13 protein-coding genes are annotated in these 17,535 nt (G+C 33.8%); 6 read left to right on the top strand and 7 right to left on the bottom strand.

The features are described 5' to 3' along the window. Window positions 1-3: 3 nt before the first annotated feature. The 5 genes from F896_RS20215 to F896_RS12990 are packed head-to-tail and all read right to left on the bottom strand — an operon-like array spanning window position 4 to window position 7,743. Entirely contained in the window at window positions 4-873 is an 870-nt protein-coding gene (locus F896_RS20215; RefSeq protein WP_016163138.1) for an Lcl domain-containing protein, read from the bottom strand. 12 nt (window positions 874-885) lie between these two features. Then, window positions 886-1,671 carry an Lcl C-terminal domain-containing protein gene (locus F896_RS20210; protein WP_016163137.1) on the bottom strand — a complete coding sequence of 262 codons (786 nt, stop codon included), beginning with the start codon at window positions 1,669-1,671 and terminating at the stop codon, window positions 886-888. Window positions 1,672-1,675: 4 nt separating this feature from the next. Then, window positions 1,676-3,187 carry a dynamin family protein gene (locus F896_RS12980; protein WP_018680002.1) on the bottom strand — a complete coding sequence of 504 codons (1,512 nt, stop codon included), beginning with the start codon at window positions 3,185-3,187 and terminating at the stop codon, window positions 1,676-1,678. Continuing rightward, the gene (locus tag F896_RS12985) at window positions 3,184-5,364 is read right to left on the bottom strand and encodes a dynamin family protein (RefSeq protein WP_228130617.1); all 2,181 of its coding nucleotides are present in this window, start codon (window positions 5,362-5,364) and stop codon (window positions 3,184-3,186) included. Before F896_RS12985 ends, F896_RS12980 begins: the two co-directional genes overlap by 4 nt. A gap of 45 nt (window positions 5,365-5,409) precedes the next feature. Next, the gene (locus F896_RS12990) at window positions 5,410-7,743 is read right to left on the bottom strand and encodes a dynamin family protein (protein WP_016163134.1); all 2,334 of its coding nucleotides are present in this window, start codon (window positions 7,741-7,743) and stop codon (window positions 5,410-5,412) included. 259 nt (window positions 7,744-8,002) lie between these two features. On the opposite strand from F896_RS12990, the gene F896_RS12995 reads away from it, so the two are divergent. Further along, the gene (locus tag F896_RS12995) at window positions 8,003-9,127 is read left to right on the top strand and encodes a Fic family protein (RefSeq protein WP_016163133.1); all 1,125 of its coding nucleotides are present in this window, start codon (window positions 8,003-8,005) and stop codon (window positions 9,125-9,127) included. Between the two features lie 98 nt (window positions 9,128-9,225). Here F896_RS12995 and F896_RS13000 read toward each other — a convergent pair whose 3' ends face one another. Beyond that, complete coding sequence (locus tag F896_RS13000; protein WP_016163132.1) at window positions 9,226-11,310, bottom strand: NACHT domain-containing protein; 2,085 nt, start codon at window positions 11,308-11,310, stop codon at window positions 9,226-9,228. A gap of 52 nt (window positions 11,311-11,362) precedes the next feature. Continuing rightward, a complete protein-coding gene (locus F896_RS13005) occupies window positions 11,363-11,830 on the bottom strand; it encodes a toll/interleukin-1 receptor domain-containing protein (protein WP_016163131.1) in 468 nt (155 codons plus the stop codon). A gap of 249 nt (window positions 11,831-12,079) precedes the next feature. On the opposite strand from F896_RS13005, the gene F896_RS13010 reads away from it, so the two are divergent. From F896_RS13010 to F896_RS13025, 5 genes are all read left to right on the top strand, one after another. Then, window positions 12,080-13,561, top strand: coding sequence for an Eco57I restriction-modification methylase domain-containing protein (locus F896_RS13010; RefSeq protein ID WP_016163130.1), 1,482 nt, complete (start codon window positions 12,080-12,082; stop codon window positions 13,559-13,561). Continuing rightward, window positions 13,554-14,498, top strand: a complete 945-nt coding sequence (locus F896_RS13015; protein WP_016163129.1) for a BsuBI/PstI family type II restriction endonuclease — start codon at window positions 13,554-13,556, stop codon at window positions 14,496-14,498. Before F896_RS13010 ends, F896_RS13015 begins: the two co-directional genes overlap by 8 nt. Before the next feature lie 85 nt (window positions 14,499-14,583). Next, complete coding sequence (locus F896_RS20205) at window positions 14,584-14,964, top strand: hypothetical protein (RefSeq protein ID WP_016163128.1); 381 nt, start codon at window positions 14,584-14,586, stop codon at window positions 14,962-14,964. Between the two features lie 132 nt (window positions 14,965-15,096). Continuing rightward, on the top strand, window positions 15,097-16,662 hold the full coding sequence (locus F896_RS13020; protein ID WP_016163127.1) for a recombinase family protein: 1,566 nt from the start codon (window positions 15,097-15,099) through the stop codon (window positions 16,660-16,662). Next, window positions 16,659-17,534: a ParB/RepB/Spo0J family partition protein gene (locus F896_RS13025; RefSeq protein ID WP_016163126.1), complete on the top strand. Its 876-nt coding sequence runs from the start codon at window positions 16,659-16,661 to the stop codon at window positions 17,532-17,534. Before F896_RS13020 ends, F896_RS13025 begins: the two co-directional genes overlap by 4 nt. The last annotated feature ends 1 nt before the right edge of the window (window position 17,535 follow it).

Genomic DNA, 17,535 nt, shown 5'->3' with positions numbered 1-17,535 from the left:
GATTTATCCTATTTTACTATTACGAACTGCACGTATCAGGCCATCAAATTGCAAATGGTTATAAGTAATAATAATCCCTTTATCGAAGTCTACCCCCTGTATACCGCTATATTGAGTTGAGGAACTTGACCAATAAAATCCTAACTTACTACCAGATTGAGATAAAATATTTTCATTTACATACCCCTTTCTATTTGCACTCATGAGCGTTGCCAATTCATTTATAGTTGGCAGCCTCCAATCATTATAACCAGCTAATTTTAACGTTTCACAAAGATGAGAACCTTTTCGCCAATCAATCCATTTAGGGCTTCCTACAATTTTGTTGTTTTTCCATTCTTGCCCAATACTAATCCTTGCCCACATTAAGCCTGTTTTTGGGTCTGTCCATACACCTTGCTCTAACTCATTATTTGAATGAATTGTTTGAGTTTTAGGGCGTTGCGATGATTGAACATTTTCCGTTTTTGTATTTTCAACTTGTTGCTTAATTTTTTGTCTTAACTGATCAATTTCTTGACGATATTTATTTTCTCTACTTTCTAAATCTGCAATCTTGGTATTAAACTGCTGTTTTAAGCTTTTAATATCTTGCTGATATGTACTTTCTTTTCGCTCTAAATCTGCAATTTTTGTACTAAATTTCAGTGTTAAACTTTTAATATCTTGCTCATATCTTTTTTCTTTTTGTACTAAGTTAAAGATAGTTTCTTGCAACTGATGATTATCTTGTTCTGTTTGGCTTAAATTTGCCTGTAAAACATCTAACATTTGATCAAAGGTATTGGTCTTTACCATTAACTGTAAAAAATGGTCTATAGCACTAAATTCTGTACTTGAACTAAAAAAGTCAGACAATGTGTTATTTTTCATATTTTAGTCCTTTTAAGTAGTGCGAACTGCTCGAACGTAGTAATCATTAGTTTTAGAATAACTACCTGCACTACCACCCCCAAAATATACTATCCATGCAAAATGATGATGAAAATCACATTCAGTAATTGACCAATATGAACCATCTATACGATTTTTGGGTTGGAATAAAGTATTATTCGGACAAGTATAGCCACTCACTGCTTTCTTCATAAGAGTTTCTAGTTCATCTATGGTTGGTAATCTCCAATCATTACAATCTGCTAATCGGAAATGCCTACATGCTATTTGTGCAGTAGTCCAGTTCATAAATTTCGCATCACCTATACATTGCCCATTATTCCATTCTTGCCCAATACTAATACGAGCCCACATTAAGCCTGTTTTTGGGTCTGTCCATACGCCTTGCTCTAACTCATTATTTGAACTTATTGTTTTATTTATCGATGAATTAGGACGTTTCACTAACTCAACATCTGACTTAAGTTTCTTTGCAATCATAGCTCCATCAATGATTTTCTTCTTTATAACTACTTGGGGTACAGTTGTATTTGTTATTTTAGCTGTTTTAGCGGTGTCTATACTATTCTGTTTTAATTTTTGAATTTCCAAATGATAAATATTTTCTTTCTTTTCTAAGGCGACAATTTTTGCATTAAGCAATTCAATATTTTGAGTGCGCTTTTCTAACCTCCGCTCAAAAGTATTATTTTTAACCATCAATTGCATAAACTGGTCGATAACCATGAGTTCACTTGCACTCAATAATTCTGCCAGTAATTTAGTTTGCTTATCCATGACGTTACCCAAGATATTCTATTTGATGCTGATAATGGTCTTGATAACGGCTTTCTAATATAGATAGCTTTAATAAAGTCGCAATAAATTTATCCAAATGTAAAGTTTGCATCTGTTGTTCAATTACTTGTGTCACTAAATCAAATGATATAGCTATACTCATCGTTTCTACTGCCTGTAAATAAACAGGTTTTATCATAGTAGATAAATAATCTTGTAAATCTATAATTTCAGTTGAAACTTGAGCAATTGCCTGCTGCATGAATTGAATATATTGCCAAAAAGCCTGATAAACGATGGATAAATTATCTAACCAATATTGATTCCACCACTGTGCTAAAGGATGTTCTTCACTTAATTGTTGTAACTGAACTAAAGATTTGAATTCATCAACATTTTGTACTTGTATCTGTTTAAGCCAACGCTCAGTTAAACGCTGTATCATTTCTGATGATGATAATCCACGTAATCGAGTCATATTCATATTTTGAATAAACTGTCCCTCTAAACAGGCAAAACTAAGAATTTTCTGTATTTTTCGTAAGCTAGCAATCTGCTTTATTAACACAGGACGAATATCCCAATCATTTGACCAGTTTATAATTTGTTCTGCATAACCTTGTTGAAATTCAAACTTTTCTGTCCCAATCGGTTTTAATAATTCTTGCCAGAAATTTTCTCTAAACTTTTGAATCTCTTGATCAGACATTTCAGCAAAATCTAAAGCCGTAATATTAAGCATTAAATTTTCAGGCTCAAAGTACAAATCTTGCCACTGTTGCAAAATCCGATCTCGCATCCGTTGAGATAATCGCTGTTGGCTATCTTTTTGACAATGTGTAATGATGATATGTAAATGAGCTTTGCCTGTTAAAAACATTGCATCGCCCAAAGCTTCTAGAAAATTTTCCAATCGTGCTTTATTAATTTCACCATCTAAACGATTCGCATGACAAACATAGATAATTGCAAGATTATGTTCACCAACAAAATATTGATGTGCATCCTGTTCGGCAAGATCATCCTCACCAGAGTTCCACCCTGGAGTATCAATTAAGAACAGTTTTTTCGGCTGATTGTCATCTGAATAACCATCACCTTTTGCTAGAATAAAACGTGATTCATTAATCAATAATCTTAACCTATAGTCATCAGGATTATATTGGCTGACTTCAGCTCTTGATGGAAATTGTGTAAGCTCTTCTACAATCACTGCATCATCTAAATCTTCACTTTTTTCAATTAGAAATAGTTGATTATTTTGACCATAACTAATTTCGAGTTGTAATCGAGTTTGTGCTTCTAATGAGCTAATAGGAGAATATTGTTGTGGAATCTGATTAGCTAAGATTTCACGAATTACCCTAGTCTTTCCCGCCGAATATTCACCCACAACACGAGCAGTTAATACACCATCTGCAATTTCAGTTTGGGTGCTACCCATTTTTTCTGAAAAATCGAATAAACTTTCCGTGACGATTTGTGTTTTCTCAAAATTCATAGCATTATCCATCATACTAGTTCTTCATTTAGCTTGACTAATACCACTCTAAGTTGAGCTTCTTCATCTTGTAAGTTACGCAGCTTTTGCTCCTTTTGTAATGGTAGTTGATTGATTTGCTGCTCAATATTTGTCATTTCTTCAATTCTAGTGGCGAGTTGTTCATGAATTACCGTTTCCCAATAACCTTTTATATATTGTTGTATATGCTGTTCAATTCCTTGGCTTTGATGATCAAATTGAGTAAGCCATTGCCGTACAGCACGTTCATAGTAAGTTTGTAAAATTTTTGCTTGTTGCTGCTCTTGCTCTCGTTGAGCCTGAACCTGTTGTTCTTTGAGTTCATTTTCCAACTGAACTATACGCTGCTCAATGCGTAAAATCTCTTTTTGCTTTTGTTCTAAAGCTATCTGCTCCAATTGATGTGAGGTAATTAAATCCTGTTTACGTATCAAGTCATCATGTAAATTTTGAATATCAGCATTAATTTTCTGTGCTTGTGCTGTAACTTGTGCTTGAATTTCGGGATCTGGCTTTAAAATAATCTGTGAGGGATTATTTAATAATCCGCCTAGTTTTTCCGTCCATGTCGCTATCGAGAGTAAATTCAAAATCTGGCCTGCCGTCGATGGTGGCATTTTTTCTACAGTCTTTTTTGCCACTCTCGCCGTTTTCTGAACTGTATGTACAGTTTTTATTGCTGTCTCACTTAATTTGGCTAATTTACCTACCTTGGTCACTGCTGCGGCTGGTAAAAATAATAATGCCCAGTCAATCACCTCACCTATCGCCCGACCAGCATCCGAACCAGATGTGTCATAAATTCTTTCTTCAATATTTGGGATGTATTGATTAAGAACATCCTGCCTATACCGACTTAGATCTGCAATTTGTTCCTCAAGTTGTTTTAACTCGGTATCTGAAAATACTTTATCAGATGAGATAGTTTGCCCTACCTCATTCTTATTCTTAGCAAACTCTTGCTTTAATTGATAAAGCACCGCACTTTGTAAAAAATCTTGCTCATCTATTTGTGGTAATTCTGGTAATCTTAAATTTAGATCATTAATCGTATTTTCAGGCAAATTAATTTGCCCGAATTTTTGCATTGCTTGCTGAACAGCTTGAATAAGCTCTGCTTGAATCAATCGTATAGCCTGTGAACCTTGGTTAATAAATATTTCCCATTGTTCAGGGGTCACTTTTAATTCATTTAGCACCACACGCAAATTATTTTTTTTTCTTTGAAAAATATCTATTATCAGTCGTTGTAAATCATGTTGTTGCTGCTCTTGCTGTTGATATAAATCTTTTTTTATATCAATAATTTTTTCTTTTTTCTGTAAAAATAATTGGTGTAATGTTTGGCTCTGCTGCTCATCCAAAAGTTGATTGGCTTGTTGCTGTTCCTGATTATGGCCTAAAATATTCTCGAGACGAGGGCGTAACTCAGCAAATAAACGTTTAGTCCTAATAATATTGACTTGTTCTTTTGCTTGGTTGATAAAATCTAGAATCAGTTCGTGATTTAATCCATTACTATGACTACAGATTAATGGTACATCATAACCAGTTGCAATTTTGATCTGTTCCGACCATTTATCCAAATCAGGTTTTTTCTCACCTAAGCTCACCGCAGTTTCAACTTCATCCCAACGATTAACCAATACCAAAACATGCTTGCCATATGAGCGAATCAGCTTAATTGCATCAATATCCGAAGATGATGCTCCACGGGGAGCAAGCAAGTATAAAATTGCATCTGCTTGCTGGATTTGAGCAATTGTATAAGCCTGATGTTTCTCTGAAATTGATCCAAACCCAGGTAAGTCTATGATTTTTAAACATTTCAACCAATCCTGAGGTAAAGATAACATAGCATATTTTGCATTATCAGGTGCAATGGTTGTCACTTTGCAAAACTGTTCACGGTCTAGCTCTACACTACTTTGGTTAGTATAAATCAGTTGTATATCCTGCTTTTCAGCATACTGAATCAAGGTCGGTAATGCAGTGGCTTCTTCCTGTGCAGTAAACAACCAACGCTCACCTAATAAACTATTTAAGAGGCTAGTTTTCCCAACTGAAAACGCTCCGACCAATGCCAAAGTTAAATTTTGCCCTTGGTCATTAAAACTTTGCCAAATATCCTGTACCAAACCCTGATGCCGCTCAGGAAGTTCATCTATCATGTCTTGAATATGCTGATGTGCTGTCATGTCTTTTTCTCACAGGATTTAATAACTACTTTCCAAAGCATCGTGTGTCATGGAAATTAAAGATTTCGTTTTAGACAAACCTTGTTGTAGATCAACTCTACGAGCATCTATTTTGGCTTGTCCTTGCACAATTAAATCCTGTACTTGTTTTCGTTGCATCAATTTTGCATTTAATGGTTCTTCCAATTGCTCTTTGACTTGGCGTTGCAACAAATTCAACTGCTCATCAAAAACCTGTTGAATATGAGGTTGTACCTGCTCTTGTAATTGACGGATAAATCGAACTAAAACACCTGATGTATTGTGTAATAACTGTTGATGTGTGTCTTCAATCAATTGCTGACGACTGGCATTCATTTGGTCTTCAATACGTTTACGCTGACGCTCAACTTTTGCAACTTCTTGTTCATACTTTTGTTGAATACGCTCAGCACTCATACGTTTACGTCCTTTATCCTCCTCCTCTTTTTGAACTTTTTCTAGAAAAGCTTCTTTATTTGCAATCGCTCGCTGGGTTTCCTTATATTCTGTTTCCCATTTCAAAACATTGCTTTCATCATAATCAATATAATTTACCTGTTTGGTAAAGCCCATCCATCCAAAAATCCCCCAACTTGGTTCAGTACGTGAACGTGTGATTTGCTGAGCTTGTGGTCTCCCGCCTAAACTTGTTCTTGCTCGCTCTGCACGTAACAATGAATTTTTTGCATTCTCCAAAGCCATTGGACTAGCTTGGCTATTTACAATATCATGCTCAAGTTTTTCAATTTCCTGTCTTTTTTGCAAAATCTCTTGCTCAAGTTTTGCTTGCTCGGAGAAATAACTATTGATTTCACTAAAATCAACATCAAAACTCAAATCTAAGCTTGGTAAACTAAAATTAATGCCTGAAATACTTTGTTTTAAATGTGCGGCATGTTCTTCTAACTCTTTTGCATAATCCGCTCTTAAATCTGCTAACTGTGCATCGATATCTTTACTTTGCCGCTTCATAGTACTATTTACCTCTACAACTGCAATTTCATATTGCTGTTGTAATTGGCTTGGAAGTTGAATGTTCCGACTTCCTTTAACAATTTGACCCTCTACATATCGTACAGTCACCTGACTTTCAATATCCGCCTGTAAATCCTCTAAAGGCGAAATCAATTTCTCTTTTAAATCAGCAATTAAATATGTTGCTACCCGATGATGCTCTGTCCGTGCATTATCGTTAGTAATCTTAAGCTCTTGCTGTAAATTTTTGATTTCTAAATCAAGTTTTTCACTTTCTCGCTGTCTTTCAGCAATAGTCTGGCTGGAGTTTAACTGTTGTAATTCTTCTTGAATAAACTCACTTAATTCTGTCTGAATCGAAACCAAAGTACGTAAAGGCTTTTTATAAATTTCATCTAATGCTTCACCTGTTGAGAGCATATCACTGATTCTTTTTGATAATATACTAATATTAGAACGTTCTCTTTTATCCTGTTCCTTGGACAATGCCCACGCCGCACTTACTCCAATAAGATGTTCATTATTGGTCATTACATCTAAATCTTGCTCAGAAATATCAAATAAGTTTTTTCTAAAATTATTTTTTACATGTTGATATTTCTGTGACTCTCGTTCTGCTAATGACTTTTGTTGGTCAAATGGATCCTGTGGTTCGAGAACACTATCCCACATATTTACTACTGTCAGAAATTTATTAAAATTTTTACGAATAGTACCCGATAAAAACTGCCATTCTGTTGCATTACCACCCAATTGTTGTGTACTTTGCACCCAAATTGCAATATGAGCTTCATCAATCGCTCTATGGGTAATACCCTCATGATATTCAACTACGGATTGCAATCCTGGCGTATCAATCAATACAAGCCCCTGATCTAACAATGGATGTGAAGTAAAAATTTCAATACGATCAAGTTGTTGTCTAGCACTTGCATGAGTCGTATCTAATTCTGTACTCCATTTTTCCAAAGTATCAGTGTCATTTTCTAACCATTCAATATCTTGTATATTTCCATCTTGAAAATGGATACGAATAAAACGATGCTCTACACCTTCTGGCAATCTCCGTACAAACGTATTGATTGCTGTAGTTGCTTCTTGAGCTGACCGCAATAATAAAATGTTAAGTAAAGCATTAACTAAAGTAGATTTCCCTCGAGAGAACTCACCAATCACAACCAATTTAACTTCTTCACCAGACTCTAATGATTTTTGTATATCATCAAACTTCTGTGTAATATGAGTCAGTTCTTGTTGTCCAAATTGCTGAAATAATACTTCTGTTTGATCTAAATAATTCACTGCATCCTGAATTTTTTCTTTACGGATCTGCAATCCTTCATTAAGGTAGTTCACTACTAACCATACTCCAAAAAATACTTATTTTTTAAATAGCTATCTAATATAGCATACCATCTGTTATATATTTTTTACAAATGAAACCAGACTTAATCCAATCAATAGTTACTAGAAATTTTGAAATACTTTTACTTAAAATTACTTCTATGATTTCTATCATTCACAACAATCTAAATCACCTATTTGACTCACTCAATGAGTCAAATATACACTACAATCTACTCACTCCTCTTTGTTCTATCAAGGAATGACCATCATGTATGATGACTGGATTTGGAAACACCCCAACTGGACAGTCTTTACGTGGAAAGATGAAAAGATTCTTCCTCTTACCAGACACATTCATCAAAAAATCGGCATCTTGCTCGGGCAAAGTCAGCATAACCCTGAAAAAGAACACCTTATCCTAGACAACCTGATTGCTAATCTTGTTTCATCTTCAGCGATTGAAAATGAAACTCTGAATGTTTATTCGCTGCGTTCATCTCTCGCAAAACGTCTAGGTGTCTCGCTGGAGTACCCCTATCCAAGCTCAGAGCGTTCAGATGGTCTAGCCAATATCGTGCTAGATGCCTTAAATAATTTTGAACAAGGCCTATCTACTGAAAGATTATTTCGGTGGCACCAATGGCTATTTAATGAAACTGACTGGACAATGCAGCGTATTCGTATTGGTCAATTACGTGGACATGAACCTATGCAGGTTGTATCTGGACGGATGGACTACCCTACTGTGCATTTTGAAGCTCCACCACGAGATGGTTTAGAGCAACGTTTAGATGAATTTATCCAGTGGTTTAATAACAGCAGAACCAATACCCTGCTTGACCCACTGATTCGAGCTGGAATAACTCACCTGTGGTTTGTGACACTCCACCCTTTTGATGATGGTAATGGACGTATTACACGTACACTGACTGACTTAGCTTTAGCTCAAATGGATCAACAAAGTATTCGTCTATATGCGATGTCACCTGTCATTTTAAATAAGCGTAAGAGTTATTATGAAATTCTTGAAGCCACTCAAAAAAGTGATTCTGATATTACAGCATGGTTAGTTTGGTTTTTACAGGCACTCAATGAAAGCCTTGAGCAGACATTAAAGAGTATTGAAAGGACACTTCTAAAAAGTACATTTTGGCAGTTTTTTCCAGAAGTAGATTTACATGAGGGACAGCGAAAGATTTTAAATCGACTGCTTGATGGTGGGGAGAATGGTTTTGAGCATGGGATAAGTGCATCCCAATATCAGAAAGTAGCGAAAGTCAGTCGAGCGACTGCAACTCGCCATCTCACTAATTTACTAGAAAAAGGCTGTATTGTGAAACTGGAGGGTGGTGGAAGAAATACGAGGTATCAAATTAAAATTTATAACCTCTAGTATATTTCTTTATAAATATTAAAATTATCTCTTCCTTAATAGTGCATATTACAAAATAATAAACACATTCTATAGCAAACCTATAGAATGTGTAAAATTTAATTCAATTGTTTCAATGCTTGATTGCTTGTAGCTCTGATTTGATCGGCAACCTTAACATTTATGTTGTCCTGAATCCATTGTTTTTCTCTATAATCAACATTATGAAGATATAGATGACCAACAACTAACTGTTGTAACAATGAATATACTAATGGATTATTTTCATTCTCTTTTTTAATCTTCTTAATCAAAGATTTTGGCAATTCTTTCTGAATTATCAGTCGTGAATATAAATCAACAAGAAAGTAAGCTGGTGTATCTTTTTGTTCTGTCAATTTTTCTGATATTTCCAATAATTGGCTATGTGCAGTAGACTTGGAAATAAGTTGAATAATATACATACAAATACTAAAACAAATTTGATGTATAATTTTCTCTGCAACTTTTTTTGATTCTTCAGGAGATATTTCTCCTTTATCAGAAACAATTGACTTAATAAACTCTTTTAGATCATTTTCTGTATCTTTAAATATATTCAAATAGAAATTCAAAACTTTAAGGCCGTTATCATATGCAACCATTAGTATGTCACTTAAATCATTTCTATTAATTGAAGAGTGTCTATTTTTTGCTATCTGACCAAGGACTTCGATGCTTCTAATTGATGAAGTTGCTTGTTGAAATAAACTAAAATCTATTTTTTCTTCAAGTTCACTTTTTTTAATATCTAATTCTTTCTCATCAACAGAAAGATCGAACAAATCAGAATTTTCATTCGCATCCTCTATTTTTTCTTTATTCCTATAATAAAGTTCTCGTTGATCCTCAGAATTTTTATCTTCATAAACAACTTTTTGAATTTCTTCTCCTAATAGCCCTTTAAACGCCTTACATTGCTCAAGGTTCATATCAAAAACAGAAATACCATCCATTAAACATATAGCATGATTAAGAATTTCTTGTAAAATATTAGTTGATCTTAAATGATGAACTAAAAAAATTAATATATTAGCTTTATTTTCATTATGCATATTTTTACAAAGTAGAGTAATTTCATCAGCTAATTCAATAGCATTATCGGCCAAGTGTTTAGCACAACAAAAATAATATAAATACTTTTGTGAGAAACGCATTGAATCATCGTCTGGAGTGACAAACACACCCGAACTCAATAAAACTTTTTTAATATCTCTTGGGGCAATATATTTACTAGAATACTCAGCTATAATTTGATTTAATTCTTCATCACAAATTGACTCTAGATTATGAGCATACAAATAATAAGCTAAAAAAGATAAGAAATTTAAAAAACCATCTAAATCATTCGTTAAAGATATATTTGCTTTTTTAAGCATCCCTGTTAGCAATACATAATAGCATTGCCCATATGAAGTTAGCTGATAATTATTATTTGTACTCATATTTTCTAATGTTTGAATAATAGTTAGAATATAAATCGGCCTAGAGTCCATTATATTCTTCTTCATTAAGATATCAAAGTGATTTGCCAGTGTATCTATTTTACCATACATTTCATTATCAGTTTTTAAAACATCTATATCTTCACCAATACTATACCATTTCTTATAAAGCTCATTCCTCTTTGCATATCCAAAGTTTAATATTTCAACCTCTTTAAGTTTATATTTTAAATACTTATTACTATTCATAAAAAAATTGTTTTTATCAACAAAAATAAAAACTTTAAAGAACTTTTCGGTAATTTCACTTAAAAATCTATCTAAAACATTATCTTTTAAACGTTGTTTTGAAAAATTATCAATAAGTAAAATTGTTTTGCTTGAATCCATGGAAAAACTCAAACCGAATCTTTCATTAAAATCTTGTAATATTTGTTTTTCATCTATATTTTTAAGATTTTCTGCATTAACAATAATTGGACTATAACCTTGACATAGATAATCTTTAGCCAATCTTTTCATTAATGTTGTTTTTCCAGACTCTTCATTACCTAGGAAATAAATATAATTATATTTATCTAAAACTTCACCAACTGTCCACTTATATTTTTTAACTGTTAAATTATCATCAACACATTTAATATCAGGATAAACAAAAATATCATCTATTGTTATAAAATCTTTCTTAGAATGTTTTATTGTAACTCCCAGATCATTCAAGTATTTATCAAAAGAAATTAACCCACTAGAATAGCAACTAGATATTGTTAATTCACTTTTTTTTAATATTATTACTAGTCAAACTTTTTAATACCTTTGCTAGTTCATCAGAAATTTCTGTATAAACATCATCTTCATCATCCCACTTAATTACTGGCTTCGCATCTTTCGGTTGACATTTCAAATCATAAAAAATCGTATGAGTCCAGTTACACTTTCTTAAAACTACTGGGAATATATTTGCCTTACCAATTTTTTGCTTATCAAGTGCATATTCTAATTCTTTGTCAATACAATAATCCGAAGCTAAATAATCTGAGCTAATTAAGCAAATAAATATTGTGCTTTGTTCAAGAGCTTCTTGAATTGAATCTTCTAAAGATTGCCCTGTCAAAATATTTCCATCATGCCAAAGTGAAGCGTTAAACCCTTTCAAGACTGGTTTCAAATATTTCAGTAATTTTAACTTGAATTGTTCATCTTCATGACAATAACTAAGAAAGACATTCAAATTTGACACGTTATCCTCATTTTTAATAAATTTTAAATTTCATCTTTTATACACGGACTAACAACAAAAAAAAAGGAACTTATTGCGAATACCACTAATTTTCAGCATAAATTGAATTATTTCAGCCAGCACTCTATTAAATATAAAACCACCAACAAAACTTACGACATAAATTGACGTGCTCAACCAAAAATACCAAAAGATTATTTCAATCAATGATAGACTACTGAAAACTGCATCGACTTTTATACTCATTTCATGAATAGCGTACTTGCGAATATTGATCAGATTCGACAATCATACTCCACACACACTACTTCCCAGCATAAAGCAAGCTTGGGACAATATTTTACGCCTACTGAAATTGCCGTTTTTATGGCATCATTATTTGAGCTTAAAGACAAAGAACGGTACAAAATTTTAGATGCAGGAGCAGGTATCGGTTGCCTAAGTAGTGCTTTACTCCAAAGGATTCAGGACACCTACCCTCATAGCTCTTTTGATGTAACCGCAGTAGAATTAGATAAACAACTCATTACTACACTTCAGCATAATTTAGAAATGTTTAAACCAGCAAAACTTGAAGCATGTAATGAAAACTTTATAGATTTTGCCTATCAAAGTCTTTTGGAAAAAAGACAGTCCTATGACCTGATTATTCTTAACCCACCCTATAAAAAAATTAATGCCAAATCTAAAGAGCGTTTATTATTAGGGAAATTAGGTATTGAGGTCGTCAACCTATATGCTGCTTTCGTTGCCTTATCTTTAGAACTATTGGCAGATCAGGGTGAACTTGTTGTCATTTTACCTCGTAGTTTCTGTAATGGAACTTACTTTAGACCTTTTAGAGAATTCATCTTAGAACGTTCAGCAATTAAAACCATTCATACCTTTGAATCTCGACAAGATGTTTTCCAAGATGAAAGTATCTTGCAAGAAAATATTATTATGCATTTACAGAAAGGCTCCACTCAAGATAGTGACGTGTGTATAAGTCATTCTACTAATTCCAGTTTTAAAAATTTAAAGAAAGAATCTTATCCATTTTCTAAAATTGTATATCCTGCTGATAAGGATAAATTTATTCATATCCCCACTACAGCTCAATCTGATACTCAACTCAACCAGCTATTTTCTTCCAATTTGGAAGAATTAGGTTTACAGGTCTCTACAGGTCCAGTTGTAGATTTCAGGGTTAAAGAGGAATTATGTTTTGATCTTCCTAAAGATCAGCATGTGCCCCTATTTTACCCTAGCCACTTTGATGGTATTTCATCTCTGGTCTGGATAAATCCTCAGCATAAAAAACCTAACGCACTTAGGCTCAATGAACAAACAATGAAAATGGTTTACCAAGCTGGTGACTATTGTATTGTTAGACGTTTTTCACCAAAGGAACAAAAGCATCGTATTGTTGCTCATTTCCTTGATCAAAGTTTATTAACAGATTATTCGTATTTCGCTTTTGAAAACCACCTCAATGTTTTTCATATCAAAAAAGCAGGCTTAAATTCTGAAATTGCACTGGGTTTAACTATTTACCTAAACAGCAATATCGTAGACCAATATTTCCGCCAGTTTAGCGGTCATACACAAATCAATGTCGGTGATCTAAAAAAACTACCCTACCCTAATATTGAACAGTTAAAAATATTGGGCTTATGGGCAAATGAATACAAGCAGATACAGCAAGATCAAATTGATCAGAAAGTCATGGAGTTAGTTCAAAATGTCTGAAAGCCATCAATATATTTCTGATGCAATTTCTATTTTAAAACAATTGGGCTTTCCACCTAAACAGCAACAAGAACGTTCAGCTTTAACTCTCTTGGCTCTTTTAGATTTACAACCTGATGGAAAATGGCAGGATTTAAAAGCTCCGTTGATGGGTGTCACGCCTATCATGGACTGGATGAATTTGAACTATCAAAAGCAATATGCACCAAATTCTCGTGAGACAGTAAGACGACAAACATTACATCAGTTCGTTAGTGCTGGATTGATTCTTTATAATCCATATGAGCCGAATCGCCCTGTCAACAGTGGAAAAACCGTGTATCAAATTGAGCCCAATGCTAAAGTCTTGTTGCAGAACTTTGGTACAGATCAATGGGAAAGCAACATTGAAAAATATTTAGCAGATCGAGATACGTTGGTTTCTAAATACGCAAAGGAAAGAGAACATTTATTAGTTCCTGTACAGATTGATAGCAATACTGAAATTCTTCTTACACCAGGTTCTCATAGTGAATTAATCAAAAAGATCATTGAAGATTTTGCACCTCGATTTGCACCTAATTCAACACTGATCTATGCTGGCGATACAGGCTCAAAAGTAGGCCATTTCAATGAAACCCTATTAGCAGAGCTAGGAGTAACAATCAACAAACACGGTAAGATGCCAGACGTTGTTTTGTATTTTTCTGAAAAGGATTGGTTGATTCTGATTGAATCAGTCACCAGTCATGGTCCTGTAGATGGCAAACGTCATGAGGAACTGGCTCAGTTATTTGCAAATTCATCCGCTGGTTTAGTGTATGTCACAGCCTTTCCTGATCGTGCAATTATGCGTAAATATTTAGGTGATATTGCATGGGAGACAGAAGTCTGGGTCGCAGATGCCCCAACTCATTTGATTCATTTTAATGGGGTCAGATTTTTAGGACCTTATTAAATGAACCTCTCAAAAAGAGAATTTAAGCTTAGTTTCTTAAATCAAGTAATCATACAAATTCCTTTTAATATCAAGGTAATTTGTTATGAATACTTCCGCACCCCGTAAATGTCTGATATGTAATTGTTTATTCACTCCCTTACCTCAACATCCAAATCAGAAATACTGCCCCAATAATGAATGCAAAAAAGAAGGTAAATCTATATGGCATAAGAACAAAATGCAAACCGATCCTGATTACCCAGAAATGCAAGCTATAGCGAGTAAAAAATGGTGGGAGAAAAATCCAGAATATCAACGAAATCGTAGGAAAGGAAAAAAAAACGATAACAATATAGCTCTATCAAAAAGCAATCTGCCTATAAAATTACAATTAAAATCAAAAAGTTATCGTCTAACCATTATTGAGTTTACTGACAATATGGATTCAATAACCATTAAATTAGAAGCATTATCAAATAGTTAAGCATATTGAAATGTCAATATTGACTCTATAGGCAGCTCAATAACTTATTGATAGGCTTTAATTTACATGAAAACTATTAACAGATTTAGGTCAATCTAAACTGTTAATAGCCCTTTGATTTAGGTCAATCGTATGAACCAAACAAATACCTGTCAACAAGGAAGCTTAAATTTAGAGCCTCGTATCCGAGCAGCTCAATACGTTCGGATGTCTACTGATCTTCAACAAAATTCTACCTTAAACCAAGCTGATAAAATTCGTGAATATGCGGATAAACATAATATTGAAATTGTAAGAACTTACGAAGATGATGGAAAAAGTGGACTTAATATCAATGGGCGTCCTAGCCTTCAACAGTTACTTAAAGATGTTCAATCAAATAATATCGATTTTAACTTAATTCTTGTTTATGACATTAGTCGTTGGGGACGCTTTCAAGATGCTGATGAAAGTGCCTATTATGAATACACATGCCGTCAAGCAGGAATAGAAATCATTTATTGTGCAGAACAATTTGCGAATGATGGCACATTCTTTTCCACGACCATGAAAAGTTTTAAAAGAACAATGGCTGGTGAATACAGTAGAGAACTATCCAACAAAGTCTTTATTGGTCAATGCCGCTTAATACAAATGGGATTTCGACAAGGTGGAACTGCTGGCTTTGGTTTAAGACGGGCGTTAATCACTCATGATGGTAAAACTATTTCACTTAAAATGGGACAACATAAAAGCTTCCAAATGGATCGTGTAATTCTTATACCAGGTCCAGAGGAAGAGATTGAAATTGTCCATCAAATCTATGATTGGTTTATTAATCAAAGCCTATCCGAAAAGCATATCGCTTACCGCCTAAATGAAAAAGGGATTAAAACTGACTTTAACCGAGCATGGACAAGAGACACAGTACATGAAATTTTAACCAACCCTAAATACATTGGACATAATGTATTTAATAGAACATCTAACAAATTAAAGAAAATCCATATACGAAATCCACAAGAACAATGGATCAGAAAAGATAATGCCTTTGAAGCTATTGTCCCTGTCGATATATTTTATACCGCCCAAGGTATTATCCGTGAACGTTCTCGCAGATATACAGAGCAGGAACTACTAGAGCAACTCAAACTTCTTTATCAAAAACATGGCTATCTATCTGGTCTTATCATTAATGAATCGGATGATGTTCCCACAACTTCCGTTTATTCAAATCGCTTTGGTAGTCTATTAAGAGCTTATGAACTTGTTGGTTTTACACCTAAGCGTGATTACCAATACCTTAAAGTAAATAAATTCTTACGCCGTCTTCATCCTGAAATTACACAGCAAGCTATTGAAGAAATGACAAAGTTGAAAGGTATCATTCATAAAGATCCTTTAACTGATCTTATTTTCATCAATGATGAAATTAGTATTTCTCTAGTACTTACCCGATCACATCAACTATCAAGTGGTAATTACCGATGGAAAGTTCGATTTGATACAACACTTAACCCTGATATTACAGTTGTAGTTAGACTCAACCAGACAAATACAGCAGTTAAGGATTATTACCTATTACCAAGACTCGATTTTATGCAAGAAAAGATAAGTCTCGGCGAATTTAATCCAATTGAACTAGACAGTTATCGTTTTGATAATCTTAATTTCTTATATGGCATGGCAGAACACGTTAAATGGAGATTAATAGCATGAATCCAATTAAAAATGAAACAATTCATTTTATCAAAATTGAACAAATAGAAGTCTTGAACCCTAGAGAACGGAATGAAAAAGTATTTGCGGAAATTGTAGAAAGTATTCGCCTTGTGGGTTTAAAAAAGCCAATTACTGTTACACAAAATGTCACTGGAAATCTACCTTACCAGCTTATTTGTGGTGAAGGACGAATAAAAGCCTTTAAAGCTCTTGGAGAAATAGAGATTCCTGCAAGAATTATTGATGTTGATGAAGAAGAAGCTTTAATAATGAGTCTTGTAGAGAATATTGCAAGAAAACAGCATCGAGCACTGGATCTACTGGGTAGTATTGAAAGACTATCAGATCTGGGTTATGACAAATATGCAATTGCACAAAAAACGGGATTAACCCCTGACTACATTAAGGGCATTATTACCCTACTAAAAAGTGGAGAGGAGCGCTTACTGTATGCAGTCGAACAAAAACGTATTCCTTTAAGTGTAGCTATTACAATAAGTAAAACAGCAAATAATAATCTAGATATGCAAATTGCATTACAGGAAGCTTATGAATCAGGCGAATTAAAGGGTAATCAACTCCTACAGGCAAAAAAAGTTATTGATCGCAGACAGAATTCAAGTAAAAGTCTTGGCTATGGACAATATCAAACAAATAATAAGGTATCTACAAATGATATTGTCAGGACCTATCAAAAAGAAGTCCAACGACAACAAATCGCTGTCAAAAAATCAGAGCAAAATCAGCAGAAATTAGCATTTATTACAGGGGCATTAATGCGTCTAAGAAAAGACGAACATTTTTCCACCCTATTACGTGCTGAATCATTGGATAGTCTCCCTCAATATCTTAATGAGCAAATGCTTTAAG

The organism is Acinetobacter genomosp. 15BJ, from assembly GCF_000400715.1.
Classification (GTDB): domain Bacteria; phylum Pseudomonadota; class Gammaproteobacteria; order Pseudomonadales; family Moraxellaceae; genus Acinetobacter.
This window is presented reverse-complemented; position numbering and strand designations above follow the sequence as displayed.

What these genes read in the sequence shown, in the direction of transcription:
- F896_RS20215 (WP_016163138.1), bottom strand. Translation starts at nt 873, where the DNA reads ATGAAAAATAACACATTGTCTGACTTTTTTAGTTCAAGTACAGAATTT.
- F896_RS20210 (WP_016163137.1), bottom strand. Translation starts at nt 1,671, where the DNA reads ATGGATAAGCAAACTAAATTACTGGCAGAATTATTGAGTGCAAGTGAA.
- F896_RS12980 (WP_018680002.1), bottom strand. Translation starts at nt 3,187, where the DNA reads ATGATGGATAATGCTATGAATTTTGAGAAAACACAAATCGTCACGGAA.
- F896_RS12985 (WP_228130617.1), bottom strand. Translation starts at nt 5,364, where the DNA reads ATGATAGATGAACTTCCTGAGCGGCATCAGGGTTTGGTACAGGATATT.
- F896_RS12995 (WP_016163133.1), top strand. Translation starts at nt 8,003, where the DNA reads ATGTATGATGACTGGATTTGGAAACACCCCAACTGGACAGTCTTTACG.
- F896_RS13010 (WP_016163130.1), top strand. Translation starts at nt 12,080, where the DNA reads ATGAATAGCGTACTTGCGAATATTGATCAGATTCGACAATCATACTCC.
- F896_RS13015 (WP_016163129.1), top strand. Translation starts at nt 13,554, where the DNA reads ATGTCTGAAAGCCATCAATATATTTCTGATGCAATTTCTATTTTAAAA.
- F896_RS20205 (WP_016163128.1), top strand. Translation starts at nt 14,584, where the DNA reads ATGAATACTTCCGCACCCCGTAAATGTCTGATATGTAATTGTTTATTC.
- F896_RS13020 (WP_016163127.1), top strand. Translation starts at nt 15,097, where the DNA reads ATGAACCAAACAAATACCTGTCAACAAGGAAGCTTAAATTTAGAGCCT.
- F896_RS13025 (WP_016163126.1), top strand. Translation starts at nt 16,659, where the DNA reads ATGAATCCAATTAAAAATGAAACAATTCATTTTATCAAAATTGAACAA.